At 36.5% G+C, this 18,984-nt stretch carries 18 protein-coding genes; 12 read left to right on the top strand and 6 right to left on the bottom strand.

Annotated elements, in window-relative coordinates:
- The 10 genes from BLW60_RS16725 to BLW60_RS05045 all read left to right on the top strand — a co-directional run.
- Positions 1 to 1,839, top strand: a 1,839-nt coding sequence (locus BLW60_RS16725; RefSeq protein ID WP_207645910.1) for a dockerin type I repeat-containing protein, incomplete at its 5' end; no start/stop codon positions are given.
- A gap of 490 nt (positions 1,840 to 2,329) precedes the next feature.
- Positions 2,330 to 3,265: a helix-turn-helix transcriptional regulator gene (locus BLW60_RS05090; RefSeq protein ID WP_207645909.1), complete on the top strand. Its 936-nt coding sequence runs from the start codon at positions 2,330 to 2,332 to the stop codon at positions 3,263 to 3,265.
- Between the two features lie 51 nt (positions 3,266 to 3,316).
- Positions 3,317 to 3,835 carry a hypothetical protein gene (locus BLW60_RS05085; RefSeq protein ID WP_072949700.1) on the top strand — a complete coding sequence of 173 codons (519 nt, stop codon included), beginning with the start codon at positions 3,317 to 3,319 and terminating at the stop codon, positions 3,833 to 3,835.
- 318 nt (positions 3,836 to 4,153) lie between these two features.
- A complete protein-coding gene (locus tag BLW60_RS05080; RefSeq protein WP_072949701.1) occupies positions 4,154 to 5,107 on the top strand; it encodes a hypothetical protein in 954 nt (317 codons plus the stop codon).
- A gap of 101 nt (positions 5,108 to 5,208) precedes the next feature.
- Entirely contained in the window at positions 5,209 to 5,847 is a 639-nt protein-coding gene (locus tag BLW60_RS05075; RefSeq protein ID WP_074714832.1) for a DarT1-associated NADAR antitoxin family protein, read from the top strand.
- A gap of 369 nt (positions 5,848 to 6,216) precedes the next feature.
- On the top strand, positions 6,217 to 6,726 hold the full coding sequence (locus BLW60_RS05065) for a hypothetical protein (protein WP_072949707.1): 510 nt from the start codon (positions 6,217 to 6,219) through the stop codon (positions 6,724 to 6,726).
- Positions 6,727 to 6,983: 257 nt separating this feature from the next.
- A complete protein-coding gene (locus BLW60_RS05060; protein ID WP_074714827.1) occupies positions 6,984 to 7,574 on the top strand; it encodes a hypothetical protein in 591 nt (196 codons plus the stop codon).
- Between the two features lie 192 nt (positions 7,575 to 7,766).
- Positions 7,767 to 8,042, top strand: a complete 276-nt coding sequence (locus BLW60_RS05055; protein ID WP_072949710.1) for a hypothetical protein — start codon at positions 7,767 to 7,769, stop codon at positions 8,040 to 8,042.
- Between the two features lie 15 nt (positions 8,043 to 8,057).
- Positions 8,058 to 8,585, top strand: a complete 528-nt coding sequence (locus BLW60_RS05050) for a DnaA/Hda family protein (RefSeq protein ID WP_074714824.1) — start codon at positions 8,058 to 8,060, stop codon at positions 8,583 to 8,585.
- Between the two features lie 56 nt (positions 8,586 to 8,641).
- Positions 8,642 to 9,622: a hypothetical protein gene (locus BLW60_RS05045; protein WP_074714821.1), complete on the top strand. Its 981-nt coding sequence runs from the start codon at positions 8,642 to 8,644 to the stop codon at positions 9,620 to 9,622.
- 58 nt (positions 9,623 to 9,680) lie between these two features.
- Here BLW60_RS05045 and BLW60_RS05040 read toward each other — a convergent pair whose 3' ends face one another.
- The gene (locus BLW60_RS05040; protein WP_074714819.1) at positions 9,681 to 10,892 is read right to left on the bottom strand and encodes a Fic family protein; all 1,212 of its coding nucleotides are present in this window, start codon (positions 10,890 to 10,892) and stop codon (positions 9,681 to 9,683) included.
- 634 nt (positions 10,893 to 11,526) lie between these two features.
- Here BLW60_RS05040 and BLW60_RS05035 point away from each other — a divergent pair.
- Complete coding sequence (locus BLW60_RS05035) at positions 11,527 to 12,300, top strand: histidinol-phosphatase (RefSeq protein ID WP_072949718.1); 774 nt, start codon at positions 11,527 to 11,529, stop codon at positions 12,298 to 12,300.
- A 145-nt stretch (positions 12,301 to 12,445) separates the two neighbouring features.
- On the opposite strand, the gene BLW60_RS05030 is transcribed toward BLW60_RS05035, so the two are convergent.
- The 5 genes from BLW60_RS05030 to BLW60_RS05010 all read right to left on the bottom strand — a co-directional run bounded on the left by BLW60_RS05030 (position 12,446) and on the right by BLW60_RS05010 (position 18,302).
- Entirely contained in the window at positions 12,446 to 12,739 is a 294-nt protein-coding gene (locus tag BLW60_RS05030; protein ID WP_175460887.1) for a dockerin type I domain-containing protein, read from the bottom strand.
- Positions 12,740 to 12,911: 172 nt separating this feature from the next.
- Positions 12,912 to 15,866: a BspA family leucine-rich repeat surface protein gene (locus tag BLW60_RS16205; RefSeq protein ID WP_081348124.1), complete on the bottom strand. Its 2,955-nt coding sequence runs from the start codon at positions 15,864 to 15,866 to the stop codon at positions 12,912 to 12,914.
- 399 nt (positions 15,867 to 16,265) lie between these two features.
- Positions 16,266 to 16,886, bottom strand: a complete 621-nt coding sequence (locus tag BLW60_RS05020; RefSeq protein WP_074714814.1) for a relaxase/mobilization nuclease domain-containing protein — start codon at positions 16,884 to 16,886, stop codon at positions 16,266 to 16,268.
- Positions 16,862 to 17,134: a hypothetical protein gene (locus BLW60_RS05015; RefSeq protein WP_074714811.1), complete on the bottom strand. Its 273-nt coding sequence runs from the start codon at positions 17,132 to 17,134 to the stop codon at positions 16,862 to 16,864. Before BLW60_RS05015 ends, BLW60_RS05020 begins: the two co-directional genes overlap by 25 nt.
- Positions 17,135 to 17,372: 238 nt before the next feature.
- Positions 17,373 to 18,302 carry a DUF1848 domain-containing protein gene (locus BLW60_RS05010; RefSeq protein ID WP_074714808.1) on the bottom strand — a complete coding sequence of 310 codons (930 nt, stop codon included), beginning with the start codon at positions 18,300 to 18,302 and terminating at the stop codon, positions 17,373 to 17,375.
- Positions 18,303 to 18,644: 342 nt separating this feature from the next.
- Between BLW60_RS05010 and BLW60_RS05005 the strand changes: the two genes are divergently transcribed.
- The gene (locus tag BLW60_RS05005) at positions 18,645 to 18,929 is read left to right on the top strand and encodes a DUF960 domain-containing protein (RefSeq protein ID WP_074714805.1); all 285 of its coding nucleotides are present in this window, start codon (positions 18,645 to 18,647) and stop codon (positions 18,927 to 18,929) included.
- Positions 18,930 to 18,984 lie beyond the last annotated feature (55 nt).

The following is an 18,984-nucleotide window of genomic DNA, read 5'->3' as shown; positions in this document are numbered from 1 at the left end:
GACGGCGGTACAAAACATGAGATCCGGGTATTTCAGGCTGAAAAAGACGGGTATGCAAAGATAGCGTATGACTATACCGAAAATTACTTTATTTCCAATTCACCCACTGCAATAGAAAAGACATTACTTGCCGACTGTGTGGTTATAGATGATGCACAGACCGTACTGCTTAAGGGAAATATGAGATATACACTTGTTGACTATGATACCGGCAAGCCTATTTCTGTTCCCGAAGATGACGCTCCTTATATATGGACAAATGTAAGCTATGACACACCTGAAGGCGAGTGCATTATGAACCGTCAGCCATTCTGGCTTTATACAAATCCGGCAATTGACAAGAGCACAGGTTTTCACCTTGACGCAGATAATTTTTCATTCGGATTGAGTGATCCGCCAAAAGGATATTTGATCCCTGAAACGGCCGATCCTCATCCGAGATATGAAAATGGCAGAATAATCCCTGAAGATTATATGACCGTCACAAAATACGACAATGGAACTGCCGATGTTGTAATAAAACTAAAAAGCCGTAAAAAGACCACATCATATTCAACAACTATCACTCTGTATGATAAGGATACGGGTGAACTGATCGGTATTCCTGAATGTGATGATGCGTTCCGCATTATGAAGGTCACTGCAAGCGGTAAAACAGAGTATTATGGTATAACGTCAAACCCCTGTACAGTCGATGATATAAACGTATACGATCCCGACAGCTATTATTACATCATATCTGATATGGCCGGAGGCGGCTATTGCGAACCTGAGTTTGAAGTCGTAAATGAAGGGAACAACAAGGTCGAACTGTCATGCAAACTGGAATGGGTACCGAACGGTGATGTCAACGGAGACGGCTGTCTCACTGTTTCAGATGCTTTGATAATGCAAAAGTGGCTTCTTTCTGCATCAGATATCACACTTTTCAACTGGAGAGCAGTTGATTTCTGCCGTGATAACAAGATAGATATATTTGACTTAATAATGATGCGAAAAGAACTCATAAATCGGAATGCTACAGAATATTTAGAACCTGATCAGCGCAGTTTCGGCGGACCAATACGTACTGTTACAGATTGTCTAAGATTATATCTTGGCCCGGATGAGAGCTATGAGAATGTAGCAATTATTTATAAAGGTACTCATCTCTCAGAATTAGGATATCAGGATAATAACGATAAATGGATATTTACCGAATACTGCGGTCAATATGGCTGGATCAGAACAGTAGAAGACGATGGCAAAACTCCGACGATCGTTTACGAGGTATACATGGATAAGCCAGTCATCTATCTCTACCCCGAGAAAGAGACCGACGTTCACGTTGAGCTTGAACTGACTTCTTCAGACCTTTATACGACCTACCCAAGGTACAACAACGGCTGGGACGTAACAGCATATCCTAACGGCACACTCCTGAACAAGGTTGATGGTACACATCATAAGTATTTGTTCTGGGACGCAGTAAACTGCCGTACAAGATTCGACTTCTCGAAGGGCTTCTGCGTCGCAGGCAGCGATACAGAGAGTTTCCTCAAGGAAAAGCTCTCATATATGGGACTGACCGAAGATGAAATGAACGAGTTCATAGTATACTGGCTGCCTTTAATGGAGCATAACAGGTATAATCTCATTTCTTTCCAGAGCGATGCCTATACTGATTCTGCCAAACTGAACATAACACCTGCACCTGACAGCTTACTGCGTGTATTTATGGCATATGTTCCGTTGGATGAGGCAATTGATATCGAACCGCAGCAGTTATCGACCTTTGAGCGAACAGGTTTTACAGTCGTTGAATGGGGCGGCAGCAAGATACAATTAGAAATCATATAAAATGAAATTCCGCCCGTCATGGGCGGAATTCTTTATAGTTATACTGAGGATACATATATACACATCATCAGTTACAGTATCTTCTTTCACAGTATAGGATATAGTATCAAACAACTGATCTTCACATTACAGGAAGACACTTTATATTCATTATATACAACATTAATGACATACACTTGTACATTACCACAAAACAGCAAATCTGGTATATTGTTAACAAAATATCCTTTAATGCATCGAATTAAAATGTTATAATTGTCTTATATGATAAATACCATGACGATGAAATTTAATTTAGTATATAAGGCTATCCTTTTCATCTCGCATTTAATTCATTAAATATCTGAACAGGAGGTTTCTTATTATGGCAGGTAGTCAACCACCGAAATTGATTATACTTGACATTCTTCATATTTTACAAAAGCACTCAGACATTGATCACAGACTCTCTCAACAGCAGATACAAGATCTTATAGAATCAGAATATGGAATGAATGTCGCTCAAAAGACCGTTAAACGCAATCTTTCAAAGTTGATCGAATTTGGTTTTCCCATAAGATATCGTGGCAGCGAACATGAAAATGATACTATAATCCGTAAAGGTAAAAACGGAAAAAGCGAAGTGATATTGACAGATTGGTATTATGTTCATGAGTTTATGGATGGAGAATTGCGTCTGCTTATCGACAATGTGCTTGCTTCTGACGGAATTTCACAGAAAGAACGCCTCAGCCTAATAGGTCGTCTTGAAGGCTTATCAAGCAAGTTTTTTCTCTCTACTATCAAGAATACAGATATGGAGATTTGCGATAAGGTAATAAACAGAGAGATTTATATTACACTCGAAAACATTGGAAGTGCTATCGCAGACGGAAAACAAGCATCCTTCCACTACTGTGATTGCGGGATAGATGGTAAGCTGAAATATAAACTTGACAGTAGCGGTAAAAAGAAGCTTTATAACGTCAATCCATATCAGATAGTATCCAGGAACGGCCACTCGTATCTGATATGTAATCTTCCGGAGCACGATGATCTTACACATTTCCGTATTGATCGTATCAAGGACTGCACCAAGAACGATGAGCCTGCAACTCAACTGAGAACGTTGAAAGGCTTTTCGGCAGGTATCAGGCTTTCCGATTACATAAAAACGCATCCGAATCTGTGGAGCGGTACTCCCGTACATATCACATTTCAATGCAAACAGTATATGATGAACGATGTTGCGGATAGTTTTGGCACGAATAACAGGATTGAAACGCTGCCTGACGATATGATGATAGTTCACGTTGAAGCAAGCGAAGCCTCAATGCTACACTGGGCAATACAATTTGCAGACGCAGTAGAGGTACTTTCACCTAAAAACTTGCGTGAACAAATAGCCGAAACACTAAGAAATGCTCTCAGCAAGTACGAAAAATAAGTAAGTCAATAATGTCACATACGATGTGATATAATAATAAGGAGGAAAATTATGAGTACAACTTTTTTATCAGAAGATATGACAAGATACTATGAGGATATGTGGATTGCTCACCAGTTGGAAGCGTTGTCAAATGGAAAATATCGTTTCCTCAATAATTTAGAATTTGGAAACTATAAAAACGAATTTTGGAGTATTATTTCTGCTGATGAATGGTCTAATATCAGTTTCCATTTTGAATTGAATTGGAAAAGAGGACTACCAATAACAAATGTATCAAAAATCAATATACCTATTCATTTGGAAACCAAAAAAGGTCATGAAGAATTATATCGTAAGGCAAGAGAATGCTTTGAAGCGCAGGGTTATAGCTTTATTGGTGAAAAAGAAGGAGCTATTCTTGCGTCAGACAATTCTAAATTTCATGAGTCGATAACTCCTGACTTTTCTTCCGAAGAAGCGGCAAAGGCGACTATTCGTGAAATAATCAAGATTCTAGATTCAGAGTCTTATCAAAAGTGTGCTCATATCATAAATGAGTTTATCCGTGAGCAACAGAATAAAAATTGATATTATAATTAGGCTATAGGACATAAGGCAGTAACGCCCTATGTCCTTTGCTATAATATGAAATAGAAAAAGCACGAAAATAATTATTATACCATGCAGGCACAAGTTCATTTATACTCATCCTCCTTTGATATAATATAATCACAGTAAAAACATAGGCACTTCACAGAGCACATATACATTCTGCACATTTTGAGTACTGTCAATCTGTGTAAAAAGGAGATTTTTCTATTCACCCCTCTGAATCTTCGGGTTTCAAATTTTTGAGTAGTATAATGAAGAAAACCAAAACCATGACTTTCTTTCAGGAGGTAACATATGGATTATTATACAAGACCGGCATGGGTAGAGGTATGTCAGAAATTCTTCGAGGCTTATGTCGAGTTCCGAGTTGAGGGTACCGAAAAAAACAGAATAGAACACAACTGTCGTCAAATAGAAATTGCTTTTTTTGACTGTAATGATTTAATTTCAGTCGAAATGTATTGCCCAAACATTATGAGAAGTGTGAGCGGATGCTATGACGGCTCAGCTCAAAATACAGAAAAACTGATAAGAATGATACTTTGGCTCGCACTTGATGTCGAGGAACTGGAAATTTTCAATATAGAAGCGATCGAATCTAAAGAAGAATATAGTGAGTTATGGGATATACTTGTAGAAAAGTATTGTCGTTGCTATGAGGATACCATTGAGGAGCGTTGGAAAGGAGCAGGCGAAGAAAGCTTTATATTCAAACTTCATGATCGTCAAATCAATGTATACTTTTATCCTCATGGTATGTGGGAGGATAACGGATGGATCTGTGTAAATCTTTACTGCCTTGACACAGGATTTAACATCTCAACGATTGTTGACCAGACAGATGATGATACTGAGTATCTTATCAGCTTGATACAGGACATGACCTTAGAACCAAAGATCATCAATTTTAGTATTACAGATTCCGTAAGAGAGCATGATCTTATCAGAGAAGCGTTAGTAGGCAGGCAGACAGAGAATGGGCTAAATCGATTAAGACATCCTTTTTCAAATCCGAGCTTAATTTGGAACAGTGATGTGTTTGTGGATCGATACTTAACTCTTCATAACAGGGATATCAAAGTACAATATGAGAACAAGTGCAATCACATAGTAATTATCCTTAGTTGCCTCACAACAGGTAAATCTTGTTCTTTAGCGCTTTCCAAGCATAGCAATAGCAAGGAGATAGATGATGTTTGCGAGGAAATGATCTACAAGATACAGGAACTCGCATGGGAAGTTGTTTAACTGGTGTTGGGGCGGAAACGCCCCATCCTCTATGATATAATATAATTACAGAAGAGAAAAACACATATTCATTGTCTAATTTTAGACAGGAGGTATAGTTTATGGCGATAAGACCAGTTTATTCTACATCAAACGGTAAGGTCATCAAAAACGAGTACGAGTTTCAATGGTTCGCAGGCTTTTCTTTGGCTCAGAAGCAAAGATCCATTGTCGCACTGCATAATGCAGTAAAAACAGCCAATAAGAAAGCAACTCCTCTGGAAATAAGTACAAAGGGGATAATTGACCTTGGCGTTAAGCTGAGTGCTTTCAATCTTAAGCTTAACGGATACACATTAGAGAATATTTTCCAGAGTTCAAAAGTTTTTTCAAACGGAGGTCCATATCGTGATTTGTTGGACGTTAGTCCCAAAGAATCAAAAAGAGACGATAGACTTTATATTTCAGGAGCTCTTTTGGGTTTCAATTATTCTGGTATAGATTTTCCGCTTGAGCCCAAAACCGTTTTCTACGACTATATTTATATCAATGCCGTTAAACAAACACTCCTTCCCGAAGAAATCGAAAAAATCAAAGGGTATACTCATTTTACGGATATCGAATTCAATCCTCAAAGGAGCATCAACACTCAAGCGAAATCGGTAGCAATTATCCGTCTTATGCTTGAGCTTTATAACGAGATACCTTCTTTTGACGTTTCAGACTTTATACGTTTCCATAGCGAAGTGGTAAAGTGCTAATGGCATATACGACATAGAGCGGTTTTGACCTATGCCCTGTGATATAATATAATCACAGAAGAAAAACGTATTCATTGAGCTGTTTTTAAGTCAGGAGGTAAGTATATGTATCAGTACACTTGCGATGCGAAATACTGTGCGACTTGTGCCTGCTGGTCAGGAATAAGAATTGTTTGTGACCGTTGGGGGTCGAGGTTAGAGGTCATAAGCCCTATGGATACAGGGAAATGTCAGAATCAAAATTCAGGATATCGGGGACAGACAAAACAGGCGAACGGAGGATGCTCTGCATTTGTAAAATACGGAGCGCTGAAGTAACCGCCTTCAGTTAATAAGTATAATAAGGCTATTTTCAAGGAGGAAATACTTATGTTAATTACATCCGCAAAAGCAGCGAAGATGCTGCGTCAGCTTAACGACGAACTGCGTACATTACAGGTTCGTGAGGGAAAAACAAAGACCTTTGTTGCTGCGCTTCAGGAGGACATCGAATCTGTTCGTCCAAAGTATAACTTCAAGGAAATGCGTGATGCTCAGGCAGAAGTTGAGAGGAAGATACGCAAACTCAAGCACGCATTAAATATATTCAACACAACAACTGTTGTTCCAGAATTTGATATGACCATCGACGAGATGCTCGTATTTCTTCCGCAACTCAACAAACAGTGCTCTTTACTTAGCGGAATGAGGGACGCTATGCCCAAAGTCCGCGTAAGTTCAGGCTATTCCGGTAACAGTGCGATTCTCGATTACCAATATACCAATTACGATATAGAGGAAGCCAACAAGCGTTATATCGAACTGTCCGATATGCTTGCCAAGGCTCAGACAGCACTCGATCTCATTAACAGTACCGTAGAATTTGAGATAGACATCTAAAGTGTTTTCCGTTTACAGTTCTTACACTTGCCTTTTGAATATGAACGGTTAATGTTCATGTTCAGTGTTATAGTTTATAGTTATTATTATCAGTTATTGGTTTAGGTCAGTGTTCAATGTTTCTGACTTTAATTGATGAATGATAACAGGTGTGGGAACTGTAATAAAAACTTTTTTGTCAGCGGAAGTTCGGTTTCAGGCTGGCAGATTATAAATCACAACTTAAAACACACATTTGTTTTTCGGGAGGTATGTTTATGTTAAATTACGAGGTTTCAAAAAAAGGCTACGAGCAGTTCAAAAAGGATCTCAAAACCAACAACGAAGCTTTCCCTTGGTTCAAGAGCGAGTTGGATTTTCTAGACAGCTTCAAAATAAAAGTAGATTGTGAGACAGCATTGCAACAGATAAAAACAATAAACTCAAAGTATTCCACACACTTGTCTTTTGGAAAATCAGAATTGGCAGACGAGAGCAGAGAACTTGCAGCCTTCATAGCTAGCAAGAGTTTTCAATCAAGAATAGGAACCAAAGATATAGATGTTGCAGCAGCTCTTGTTATCGATTTAGCAAAGGCTGCTAAAACAAGAGGACGATTTCTCCTATCATTTGCTTCGAAGTATTGTCATCATTGTTATCCAAATATGTTTCCGATTTACGACAGCATAAACGCAATATACTTAAAGGAGAATTATTCCTATAAAGATAAAAAGGACTACGGCGAGTACATAGATGCCTATAGTCGATTCTGCCAAAAAATAGATGTTAATTTAGTAACTGTCTCCGACAGGTACGAAGGCTTCTATGTCGATAAGTTTATAAACAACATTGACAAAAATACGAAGTAACACACAAAATCTGTCTGCTTTAGAAGAGACAAATGCGCAATAACGTTAAATTCTTCGGCTGCCTCATAGGCGGGGTAGCCGGTGATGCACTGGGATATGCAGTGGAATTTCTGCATAAAGGTCAGTTTTTTATATAAATGCTGATAAGCCAACAACGCCATATATGTGCTGTGCACGGAACGGAGGTTTGTTATGAGAGTATACGAAGGTTATGGAACTGGTCATCCTGTTTACACGATTAACGGAAATGAGGTCTATCAGTGCTATGGTACTGGACGTCCTGTCTACACAATTAGTGGAAATCAAATATACCAAGGTTCTGGAACGGAACATCCAGTTTTTACAATAAGAGGTAATCAGTTATATCATGGCTATGGTACAGGGCATCCAGTCTATACAATTAAGAACAATCAGGTTTTTCAGGGATATGGAACAGGCCATCCTGTATACACAATAAGGGATTATTGATAAGGAGGTCGAATTATGCAGGAAAATAAGAAGGGCAGCAGATTCACATTTGACAGCTTTGAGGTCAACAAAACAAACAGCCAAGCTTTTGATAAAGCGAAGCAGTTTGCCGAAAATGCTGACTCAAAGCCGCTTGCAATATTCGGCGGCACAGCAACAGGCAAGACTCATCTGCTATATGCTGTTAAAAATGCGATTGAGCAGAATGCGTATGAGCTTAATGTGATTCTTACAACAACAACGGATATGGTTTCCTCTCTTACAAATATAATCAGCAATGGCGGTTCAGCAGAGAAGTTCCGTGAGAAATATTTGCAGGCAGATGTTCTTCTTGTAGATGATATACAGGAACTTGCAGGAAAGGAGAAAACGCAGGACGAGCTTATACTTCTTTTCAATGCGTTTTACGAATCTAGCAAGCGTTTCATGATGACCTTCTCACAGAAAGAAGCACATGATGGACTTAAAAAACGTTTGTTTAGTCGTGTTTTCTGGGGAGATTTTGCAGAAATCACAACTGCGTATATTAACAAGCTGATTTAAATTGAAAATATAGATAATCAATCGAGGGCTTTGTAGAGAAAATATGGAGGGTTTCGATGACCGTAACTGTATATTCAAGAGAAGTAATCGAGCGTATTATAGCAGAAGGATCATTTCCAGCTAATACTGTTGTAATCAGCTTCTACGATCCTGCTATTAAGCGTATCGACAAGGACTATACCCATGTGGATTACAGCGGAGTGTGCAAGAACGTATTCTATAGCGAGCTTGAGGATCTTGATCTTGAGGTTCTCAAACGCAAGGGATATACATACGATATTTATTTCCCAGAGGCAGATGATATGGCTATGTTCATTGTAAAAGCCTACAATAGCGGTAAGGATATCATCTGTCAGTGCGAATACGGTCAGAGCAGAAGCGCAGGCTGTGCTGCGGCTATTCTGGAATACTTCTATCACACTGGCATTTCGATTTTTTCGAATTATAATTACTATCCTAACCAAGTCGTATATCACAAAGTGTACGATGCCATAGAAAGGCAGAGACGCTATTACGATAATAAATACTATTTTGCTGCAGATGCAGATGTAATAAAAAAGAACATTGAAAAACTTAAGCTTCCTGACACACTTCTTGACGGTTATCAGCCGGAAAACAGTCATTCAGTGGTAGATTTCAAGATAGAAATCGAAAGGCATTTATCAAAGCAGAATATGCTTTACCATACTCAGGAAGAGATTTTAAATGCCGTGAAAAAAAGCAAACAGCCTATATATGCTTCATTTAGTGTATCTAAGCTTCGTTACTTGTATTTCGCATGGAATCCTGATGGAGTCGGTACACGTTTCAGATATGGCTACGAGGAGATAACGGTTTACATTTATTTCAACAAGTATTACTTCAATAATACAGATCATAAGTTGCCTGTACATCGCCGAAGAGCAGAGAGTAATAACGCATTCATATTAGGTTCAAGAGGTCATTTCAACTCCTTATCATTTTTTGGAAAACTGTCATGGGACAGTGAAAGGAAAATGATAGATGCAGTTCCATTTATTATTACAAATCTCAAATGATTTATTCTGTTATCAAAATATACGTAAAAGAACACCGCCACAGAAGGCGGTGCTTTCATTATGAATCTTCAAAAATTTTATCAGCCGCATCAAGGTCAAGAAGATAATACTTCCTACCTCTCTGGCGGTTTTCAATAAGCAAATTAGCAGGAATAAGCTTTAACCTGCTTCGCACAGTGTTCTCTGACAATTGCAACTCATTAAGAAGCTCTTCACGAGAGATACCGATATTGGAGAAGAGAGCTGCCTGGATAAGCAGTTCGTACATATGAGAGATATCAGTCTTTTCAGCATTTGGTAAGCTAACGATACGCTGGCAATAGTAATCCCACTTAAACTTCTTATCTTCAAGAGTCTCCAGCAACTGTTGTAACGATATCTCAACTAAATTCAAAAACATCTCCACAAACGGCGTTAGTTCTGCCTTGTTATGCGGATCATTACATACTTCAAAAGCCTTATAGTACTTGGATATGTTTTCTTTTATCGTATATGATAATCTGAATCCTATCAGAGGATTGAGTTGTCTTGAAAGAAGATAGCTGCTGATGAAACGACTCGTTCTACCGTTTCCGTCATAGAATGGATGAATGTACCCGAACAGGTAATGAAATACCGATATTCTGATGAAAATGTCGATATCATCATCATTCAGCACATTCAGACTCTGGTTCATTGAATCGATTATCTTACTTTCGGGCGATATTCCTTTATGGATAACCTTCTGAGTAGCTGACTGAACTTCGACACCTGAACGACGGAACAATTCACCATCAGGCAGATTATCAGGATCAGTTGCCTTTATCTCTTCATAGAAGATATCGTCATAGACCTTGCGTATATCCTGACAGGACTTAAAAGACATTGTGTGATCATCTTCAAGAGCTGCATACTTAGCAACAAGACCAACGAACCTGTTGCGTTTATCACGAGTTGATAGATCCTGAAGAATTTCACCGATCTCTTTTCTGGTACTGTGAACACCTTCTATGTTGTTGGTCAGGAGTATTTCATCAATAAGACATTTGGATGTGAACTGAGATATTACAAGCTGAGGCAGTGTATTGGTCAATGATTCAACACCTTTATCCAAACGCTCAATCGATATTATCTGTTTGTATATCTCAGGGGTCTGACAAATGAATGCAGCATTCTCTCCGATATTTACAGATAGGTGAATAGTATCAGCATCATTATATCTGTTATCGTACTCTGTCTTATACTCTTTAGCTCCCATATGGAATAAGGCTTTTAACGTTTTCCTTGACATATATCTCATCTCCTTACTGCCTGTAGTGAGTATTATTGAACACTCTGAATCAAATATGCATTGAGTATGTATATGAATAATCCACTGTGCAAAACGCAAATACATATCACTTTTGAGTTTTACACCTTGATTATATCACATCTAAGCGCAAAAGTCAATAAGAAACGGAGATTCCCCAATGACGAAGAGGCCATAATAATTCTTACTAATTTTCAAAATAGGACATCCTTGCCCAGCAGTTCGATAATGTATATATCATCGAATGGGATCGTCGTCTTAACGGCCTTCAACAACCAATACTTAGGATTGATTTCATTTTGAAGAAGAGCTATTTTTAGATTTCAAACTCACCTTATATTCATTTCTTATCAATGAATATGCTATAATATTGCATATTGTTTCACTAACATTTTGAGAATCCATATACATCAATTCATCTGACGGAAGAGAACCAAGGTAGATCATACCGTCTTTCACAAGCGAATACTAAATTGATATCATAAATTTGCTTTTTGATTTGTTTGAAAAAAGAATATGGTCGTGTTAGAATATATATGATTATTTGAATTCTTGATATATATATTATTCTTATGAAGCAATTTCATTAATAAAATTATATGAAAGGAAGAATAGTATGAAAGCGAATTATCATACGCATACATATCGTTGTAAGCACGGTAAAGGTACAGATAGAGAGTTTATAGAACAGGCTATTGCAAGCGGGTTAAAGGTGCTCGGTTTCTCAGATCATTGTCCTTGGGTATATGACAATGATTATGAATCTCCTATAAGAATGCAGCCGTCAGATCTTGATGATTATTTCTCATCGCTTCTCTCGCTCAAAAAAGAATATGAAAAGGATATTACTATATACATAGGCTTTGAATCTGAATATATTCCTGAGCTCATGGAGAAGCAGGATCAGTTGCTATCAGGTTATCCTGTTGATTATATGATCCTCGGTCAGCATTATAACGAGCCTGAATACAATTCCCACTATAATGGACACGGCACAAACAGCTTGAAACAGTTTACGCGATACATAGACCTGATTATCGAAGGTATGGACTCAGGACGATATAAGTATGTAGCCCACCCTGATCTATTATATTATGCTGGTGAAGAATCCACAAGGGTAGAACAGTACACGCGATTATGCAAGTATTTCAAGGAGCATGAGCTTCCAATAGAAATCAACCTTATAGGACTCAAAAATGGACTTCATTATCCGTCTGACAGGCTTCTTAGAATAGCTCATGAAGTAGTAAATACAGCTATTATCGGCATAGACGCACATACCCCGAATCTTATAGGTGATATAGCTTCAATAGAGCTTGGAAATACTGTAGCTGAGAATTACGGTATAGAACTTATTGATTATCTCCCAGGACTTGAGCCTAAAATATAAAAATAACAGGAGGGATCACCCTCCTGTTTCTTTTTTATTATTATATGAATCTTTAATATGTTTTTCCAAAACGAATGCCGCCACGAAGGCGGCATAGTAAATATATGCATTTAATTACAGTCTTTATCGGATTATGATATGACTATTATTTTGTTTTTATGTATTCTTCTAATGCTGCAACATTTTCTTTTGTTGTCGATACATAAGCATAGTATGCTAGAATATTTGACACATCAACCGCATTTATTGCACCGTCATTATTCACATCGGCTGGCTTTTTCTGCTGCTGATTATAATCGCCGTCCTTATCTGTGAATATAAGCGCGTAATAAGCAAGAACAGATAATACGTCAACAGCATTAATCTGTTTATCTCCATTTACGTCACCTAATAAGAACTGATCGTCCACTGTATATACAGCCTTTATTTTTACAGTCAATCCCTGAGGATAGTTTCACAGCCATTTACCGTTAGCGAAGGTAATTTTAAGGGTATTGAACACTATATTTCCCTGAGACACATTATTGTCCAGAGTGACATTGTATGATCCGCTGCTTATCTTACTTTAATAGCGCAAATATTCCGTCCAATGGACGGAATATTTGTAATTATTATTGATTAGGATCAAGAGTATTTATTATTTTGAGAAGATATTTTTGTATTTTCAATGCATCATTTCCTGTAAGGCCTTTAGTCGATATATCGACATCTGCCTGTAGCATTCCTTTCTGTGTTATAGCACTGGGTGATGTTCCGCCATATCCATATTTATTTGGATTGGCAATTGATTGCATAATCAGTACTGCATCTGACAGATCAACTTCGTCATCGCAATTTGCATCGCCAAAAAACATTATAGTTGAAACATAGTCAGCTGATGCTGTAAAATAACCTGGGCTACCTTTTTCGTCAACGCATGCATATTGAGTATTGATTATTTCAGGGTTATACTTTGTTCCATTTCCACCAATTAATGAATTGCAGCCATTAAATAAAACAGTATTAACAATTTTCGATGTAATCTTCCATTTGTTAGATACTATTATCTTTTTGAGATCTGAACAGAAGTTGAACATTCTATCTGCATTTATTAATGATGAAATATTAAAACTTGTTAGGTCTAATGAAGTAAGGTTACTGCAATTATAAAACATTGTCTCCATATTTATAACATTTGATGTATCAAAGCTGTTGATATTCAATGAAGTTAGGTGATTACAGTTTGCAAACATACTTCCCATATCAGTTACTCGTGAAGTATTAAAGTTTTTCAGATCAAGTGATGTAAGACTATAGCATTGAGCAAACATACTGTTCATATTGTTAACATTCGAAGTATCGAATTTGCTTAGATCAAGATTAATAAGTTTATCGCATCCAAAGAACATTTGCTTCATATTTGTAACATTTGAAGTATCAAAATTACTGATATTAATTGATGAAATCATCGGACAGTTAATGAACATACTACACATATTTGTTACTTTTGAAGTATTGAAGCTGCTAAGATATACTGATGAAAGGTTGTTGCAGTTATCAAACATTTCTGCCATTTTAGTAACGTTTGAAGTATCAAAACTTCTTAGATCTAATGTTTTCACTTTAGTACAGTATAGGAACATATCGCTCATATCCGTTACCTGTGATGTATCTGCATTTTCAAGTTCAAATGTTTCGGCGGAAAGTGAAGAAAATAGGCCTTTACTGTTTTCAGGGAATATTGTTGTTTTTTCGGTAACAACTTTCTTGACTTTGTTATTGTTTCTATATGGTTTTATATCATCAACAGTTATAGCTCCTTTGAGTGTCAATATACCTGTTCCTTCGTCAAACTCGACATTATTCTTTCCTTTTGATACAGTTACCCTGAGGATAACAGTATCATCATCACTATTTGATACGAAAATCATTGCGCTGCCGATAGTTCTTGCAGTTATTACTCCTGATTTAGAAACTGTTGCAATGCTCTTATCACTTGACTCATAAGTCAAGTTAGATTGATTTGCGGTAATAGCAAACTGTTCTCCTACCGTAAGAGAAATACTGTTTTCTTCAAGTTCGAGAGGCGGCAGTGTTGAAGTTGTTGATATTTTTGATGTAATTGTAGTTGTTGATGTTGTCGTAGTTTTCTTGCTAGTTGTCGTGGTTGATTTTGATGTTGTCGTAGTTTTCTTACTAGTTGTCGTGGTTGGTTTTGATGTTGTTGTAGTTTTCTTACTAGTTGTCGTGGTTGGTTTTGATGTTGTTGTAGTTTTCTTACTAGTTACTGTTGAAGTGGTTGTTATTTTGGTTGTAGTAGTTGTTATTTTTAATGGATCTTTTTCTTCTATTTTGGTGAATTGATCTTTATATCCGCATATTTGTGTCGAATTACTGTTATTTGATGTTACTGTTCCTGAATTAGAACATCCATAAAAATTTGAAGATGATGTACTTCCGCATATACAGCCTACATTGGTTTCAACAGTTACTGTTGGTTTACCTTTATTAGCGGTGTTTAAGCGATAACATTTTTTTAGATTATAGTATGTATTGCCGTAATTATTAGTATATGTTGAAATAGTTTCTCCTGTTTCATAATTTATCGAAGGGGTTGCTCCTTCTTTTATTTTATTTTTGCAAATAATAGTTCCAGAATTTTTACAAGAATAAAAATTCACAATTTGAGCATTACCACATATACCTCCAACATATAGTTTTGAATCAACGTTGTCATAGCGTAGATAGCATTCATAATATATTTTTTTATTTACGCTGTCTATAGTTTCAACATTACTCGTATATACGACGGTTTTAGATTGAAGTGGAGTCGCAGTTGCATTAATACTTCCATTTGTATATGTACATTCTCTTATAGTGGCACTTGACGAATAACCGCATATTCCTCCCACATACATAGCTGAGAAATGGCGATCTGTAGAACGTGTTATATTAACGGAAGAGCTACAGTTTAAAAGCATTCCTCCAGTTTGTTTACCACATATTCCACCGATATATATGTTATCATACGGGTAACTCATGCCATTTTGAGATGCAGGAGTATTGCATGTGATATAGCCGCTGACATTACAATTGAACATATTTCCATTACTTTCGTTTGCTATTATTCCAATTAATGGAGTTTTGGATGAATCCTGGGAGGTTATGTTCGAATTGAACGATATTTTTTCGATAGTACCGCTATTCTTTTTTATAAATGGATTTTTTAATCCTGATATAGAATGATTCATTCCGTTGATAATTCCTTCAAAAGTATCCATTGAGTTTAAGCTATAATTGCTGAAACTAAAGTTATTTTGGAGGTAAAAAGTTTTGTTTTTAAATGTGTCACCAGATATATTTAAATTCACAAGACCTGCAAGCTGTTCTGCTGTATTTATTTGAAATTCTGTTTTTGTATTGTCATACCACGAAGTATCATAATTTCCGCTCCACACTTTGGTGGTATTAGAACTATCATCAGCTGAACCAACTAAAATTAATGTGTTTTTCGTAAAGGTATTGCTTATGCTTCCAATCATACATATGCAAGCAGTAAAACCAGCTAATAGCTTATTAAATTTCATATTTTCATCCCCTTTTTCGAAGCATGTTTTTTATTACTTTTACAAATATAATTTAATAATATAAAGAATTCTTCTTTATATTATTATAATAACATTTTATTTGCACATATATGAGAATAATTTGTTAATATTGCTTTGCTGAAGAAGAATTTGTAACAATCCATAAATAAGTGCACTACCATTTGTATATTTTTTCTTATAATACGCCCTACGCGCTGTATCTAAGCATCAAAATATACATATTGTAGATGTTTACATAAAAACCTTTTGTAACTCAAATTCAGAATATAAGACAATAAATTATAAAAATGATGTTAGTTATTATGATAAAAGATTCCACTAATTTAATGAAAAGCTGCTTGGCAATGATATGTATTCAATCATTGCCAAATTACTTTCTTATTTATTGATAAATTCTTGATCTGTTATGCTATTCTTTCTCGGATAAAAGTAACGTTTAAATACTTTTTTCTTTGCATTGTAATATTCACTATCAGCATTATCACTTTGAGAGTACTTTTCTTCTTCTATATCCTTTTGGGTTTCAATGATCAGTACAGTTGTTTTTTGAGTTATATCAGCAACACGTTGAGCGATCTGATAATTGATTTTGTTTGTAGAATGAAGCATTTTTCCTGTCTCGTAGTTCGTGGTACAAATGCAAGTGTGAGTATGATATTCTGATTGTTTCGTCTTTTTTCTGTGACCTCCAGTAAGAAACTGATTTTTTCCTTTAAACGGCTCTAATGCTCTATCAGTTATTTCCATAGCAGTTTCAGCATTTGGTGCAGTATCTCTGGTTAATGATATCATGTAATGAATCATTTGATTCTTTCCTTCATTGCCATAATACTTAGCCGTAGAGCTCATTTGCATTGCGGCTGTGTCAGGATCTCTTTCTACAACTCCATATCCCCTTACTCCAACACTATCCTCATTATCAATATAATGCATAGCGTTTCTGATATATTCTTTGTTAGCTCCTGCGTGAGTTATCACTTTGATAATTTGTTTTTCCATAATTTATTTGCCTCCTCCTGTGCTTCTTTGATTGGTTTACAAGAACCTGTCTTCACGCCTTCAAGTGATTTGTTAATGATTGTTTGTATTGTTGCCAGAATATCGGGTGTAAGACTGTTGTCAACGTGTCTTAAACGATCAATCGCTTCCTTCGAGAAAGAAGTATCTTTTTTGGCTGCTTCCCTCTCGATATCAGCATAGATGTCGTTGGGAATTCTGATAGTCTTTGCTGTCGTTCTTGATTTCATTGGTTATTCCTCCAGTTAGTATTGATTTAGAATTGTTACAAACCAACTGAATACATTGCATCTATAGGTATATATAATATAATAAATATTGATTATAGAATAATACAAAGGAAATATATTATATAATATATTTATATAATTATTTATTGCAGGTATTTAAGTCGATTTGTCATACATTCTTACTGCATAGTACAATTTCTCAAAAAAATATCCTCTCGATACTGAGAGGATAAAATAACTATTCAAAAAACGACAGCTGTCCGTCTATCCAGCTTATCTGTTTTGCCTGATGAATAACTTCACCTTCATGAAGTTCACCGACAATAAACTGTGAAGATGGATTATGAATTCGATTGTTTCGTATTACATTTTCCCTGTTTGAATTAGCATAACAATATCGACAGAAATGTCCACAGGTATCATATGCACCAATATCCGTGCCAAGAACGCAGCTACATTCAGTACGCTGTGATTTCTTTTTTGGTATATTGAGGGAGTAACCAATTGCAGCCTCAAATGTCTCTTTGGTCATACAGCCATTACAGTCTACACCGTATTCAGCAAGATCATTTCCTTCAGCACAGCTTTTTATCGTTATACCATAACGCTGTCCTATCTCTGCAAAAGCCTTTCCGATAGCTATTCGTTCCTGTGGAGTGACAGTTCTGACCTGAGGAAAATTGCGGAGGACTTTCTCATACAAGTCAATGAAGCTGATAACACATACTCTAGTATAACCAGAAAGTGTATTACACATATTCTGAAAGTCCGAAATATGACGTTCAATGGTATATGTGCTATCAATAAATATGGGATCATATCTCCAACCAATACAGTTAACACCTACATTCTTCGAAAGTGCAATAAAATCCTGCATAACTTGTTCCTTCGATGGAACGTTCGGTTCAACGTCCTTTCCATATGGAGTTATTGTCACGAACCAGTATTGATTAAAACGCTGTAGCTCATCTATATGCTTTAGCATCGGAGCAGGATTTTTAGTACAGAAGGCTATGCAGTCTACAACATCAGGATTTAGCTCATATCGCGTGATCCAGTCCTGACGATATGGATTTCGTACCAGAACATATCCCTCACGTATCCTGTTCATGAACCACTCAGAGTAAAACGCAGGGATATCAGTCCTCATTCCTGTATTTATTATCATAATTCTCCTTTTTAGACAGTAATACAATGATTATTACTGCATTAATCCGTTATTTAAACATCATTGCCGTCCGTAATTGACGGTAATAAAGAAGTGCATATGTTTTTTAGTGCCCTTTTTCTATATTATATGAGCTACAAATAGCATAGTCAAGAGTAAATTCCTATTATTTTGATTTTCTATATGTATATAATTATTATGATAATAATTATTATCATAATAAAAGCTTTTATTTTTTTCTCAGTTTATAGCCTGCTCCGTATTTTTTCTCTTTCAATATATATATTATTATGATGACAAGACTTTTGTCACCAATTTATTATAAGGAAGGAGAAATAAGCAATGTTCAATAACGAACGATATCTGACATGCGGTGTAGACAGTACTATCCCATTAGAATTGCAGCTGTTCCTGTGGGAATGTGTAGAACATATGCCTGCTCCAAAGGACTATCTCCAAGTCTTTGAGCTTAGTCCGTTAGGCTCGATGCAGTCAATTGTTCACATCTCAGAAGAACCCGAATATCGAAAGGTGTACATGATACCGTCGGATACACCTATCACAGAGAAGCTGTATATCATTGATGACGATGATCATAGTACCATGCTACTTGCAAGTGAATATTAAAACTTATGCCAGCCCTTCGTGGGCTGGCTCTTTTCATTATTCGGAGGTTATAAAC

It is taken from the genome of Ruminococcus flavefaciens, assembly GCF_900108555.1.
GTDB classification, from domain to species: Bacteria; Bacillota; Clostridia; order Oscillospirales; family Ruminococcaceae; genus Ruminococcus; species Ruminococcus flavefaciens_P.
Note: the sequence above shows the minus strand (reverse complement) of the source record. Positions and strands in the feature narration are given on the sequence as shown.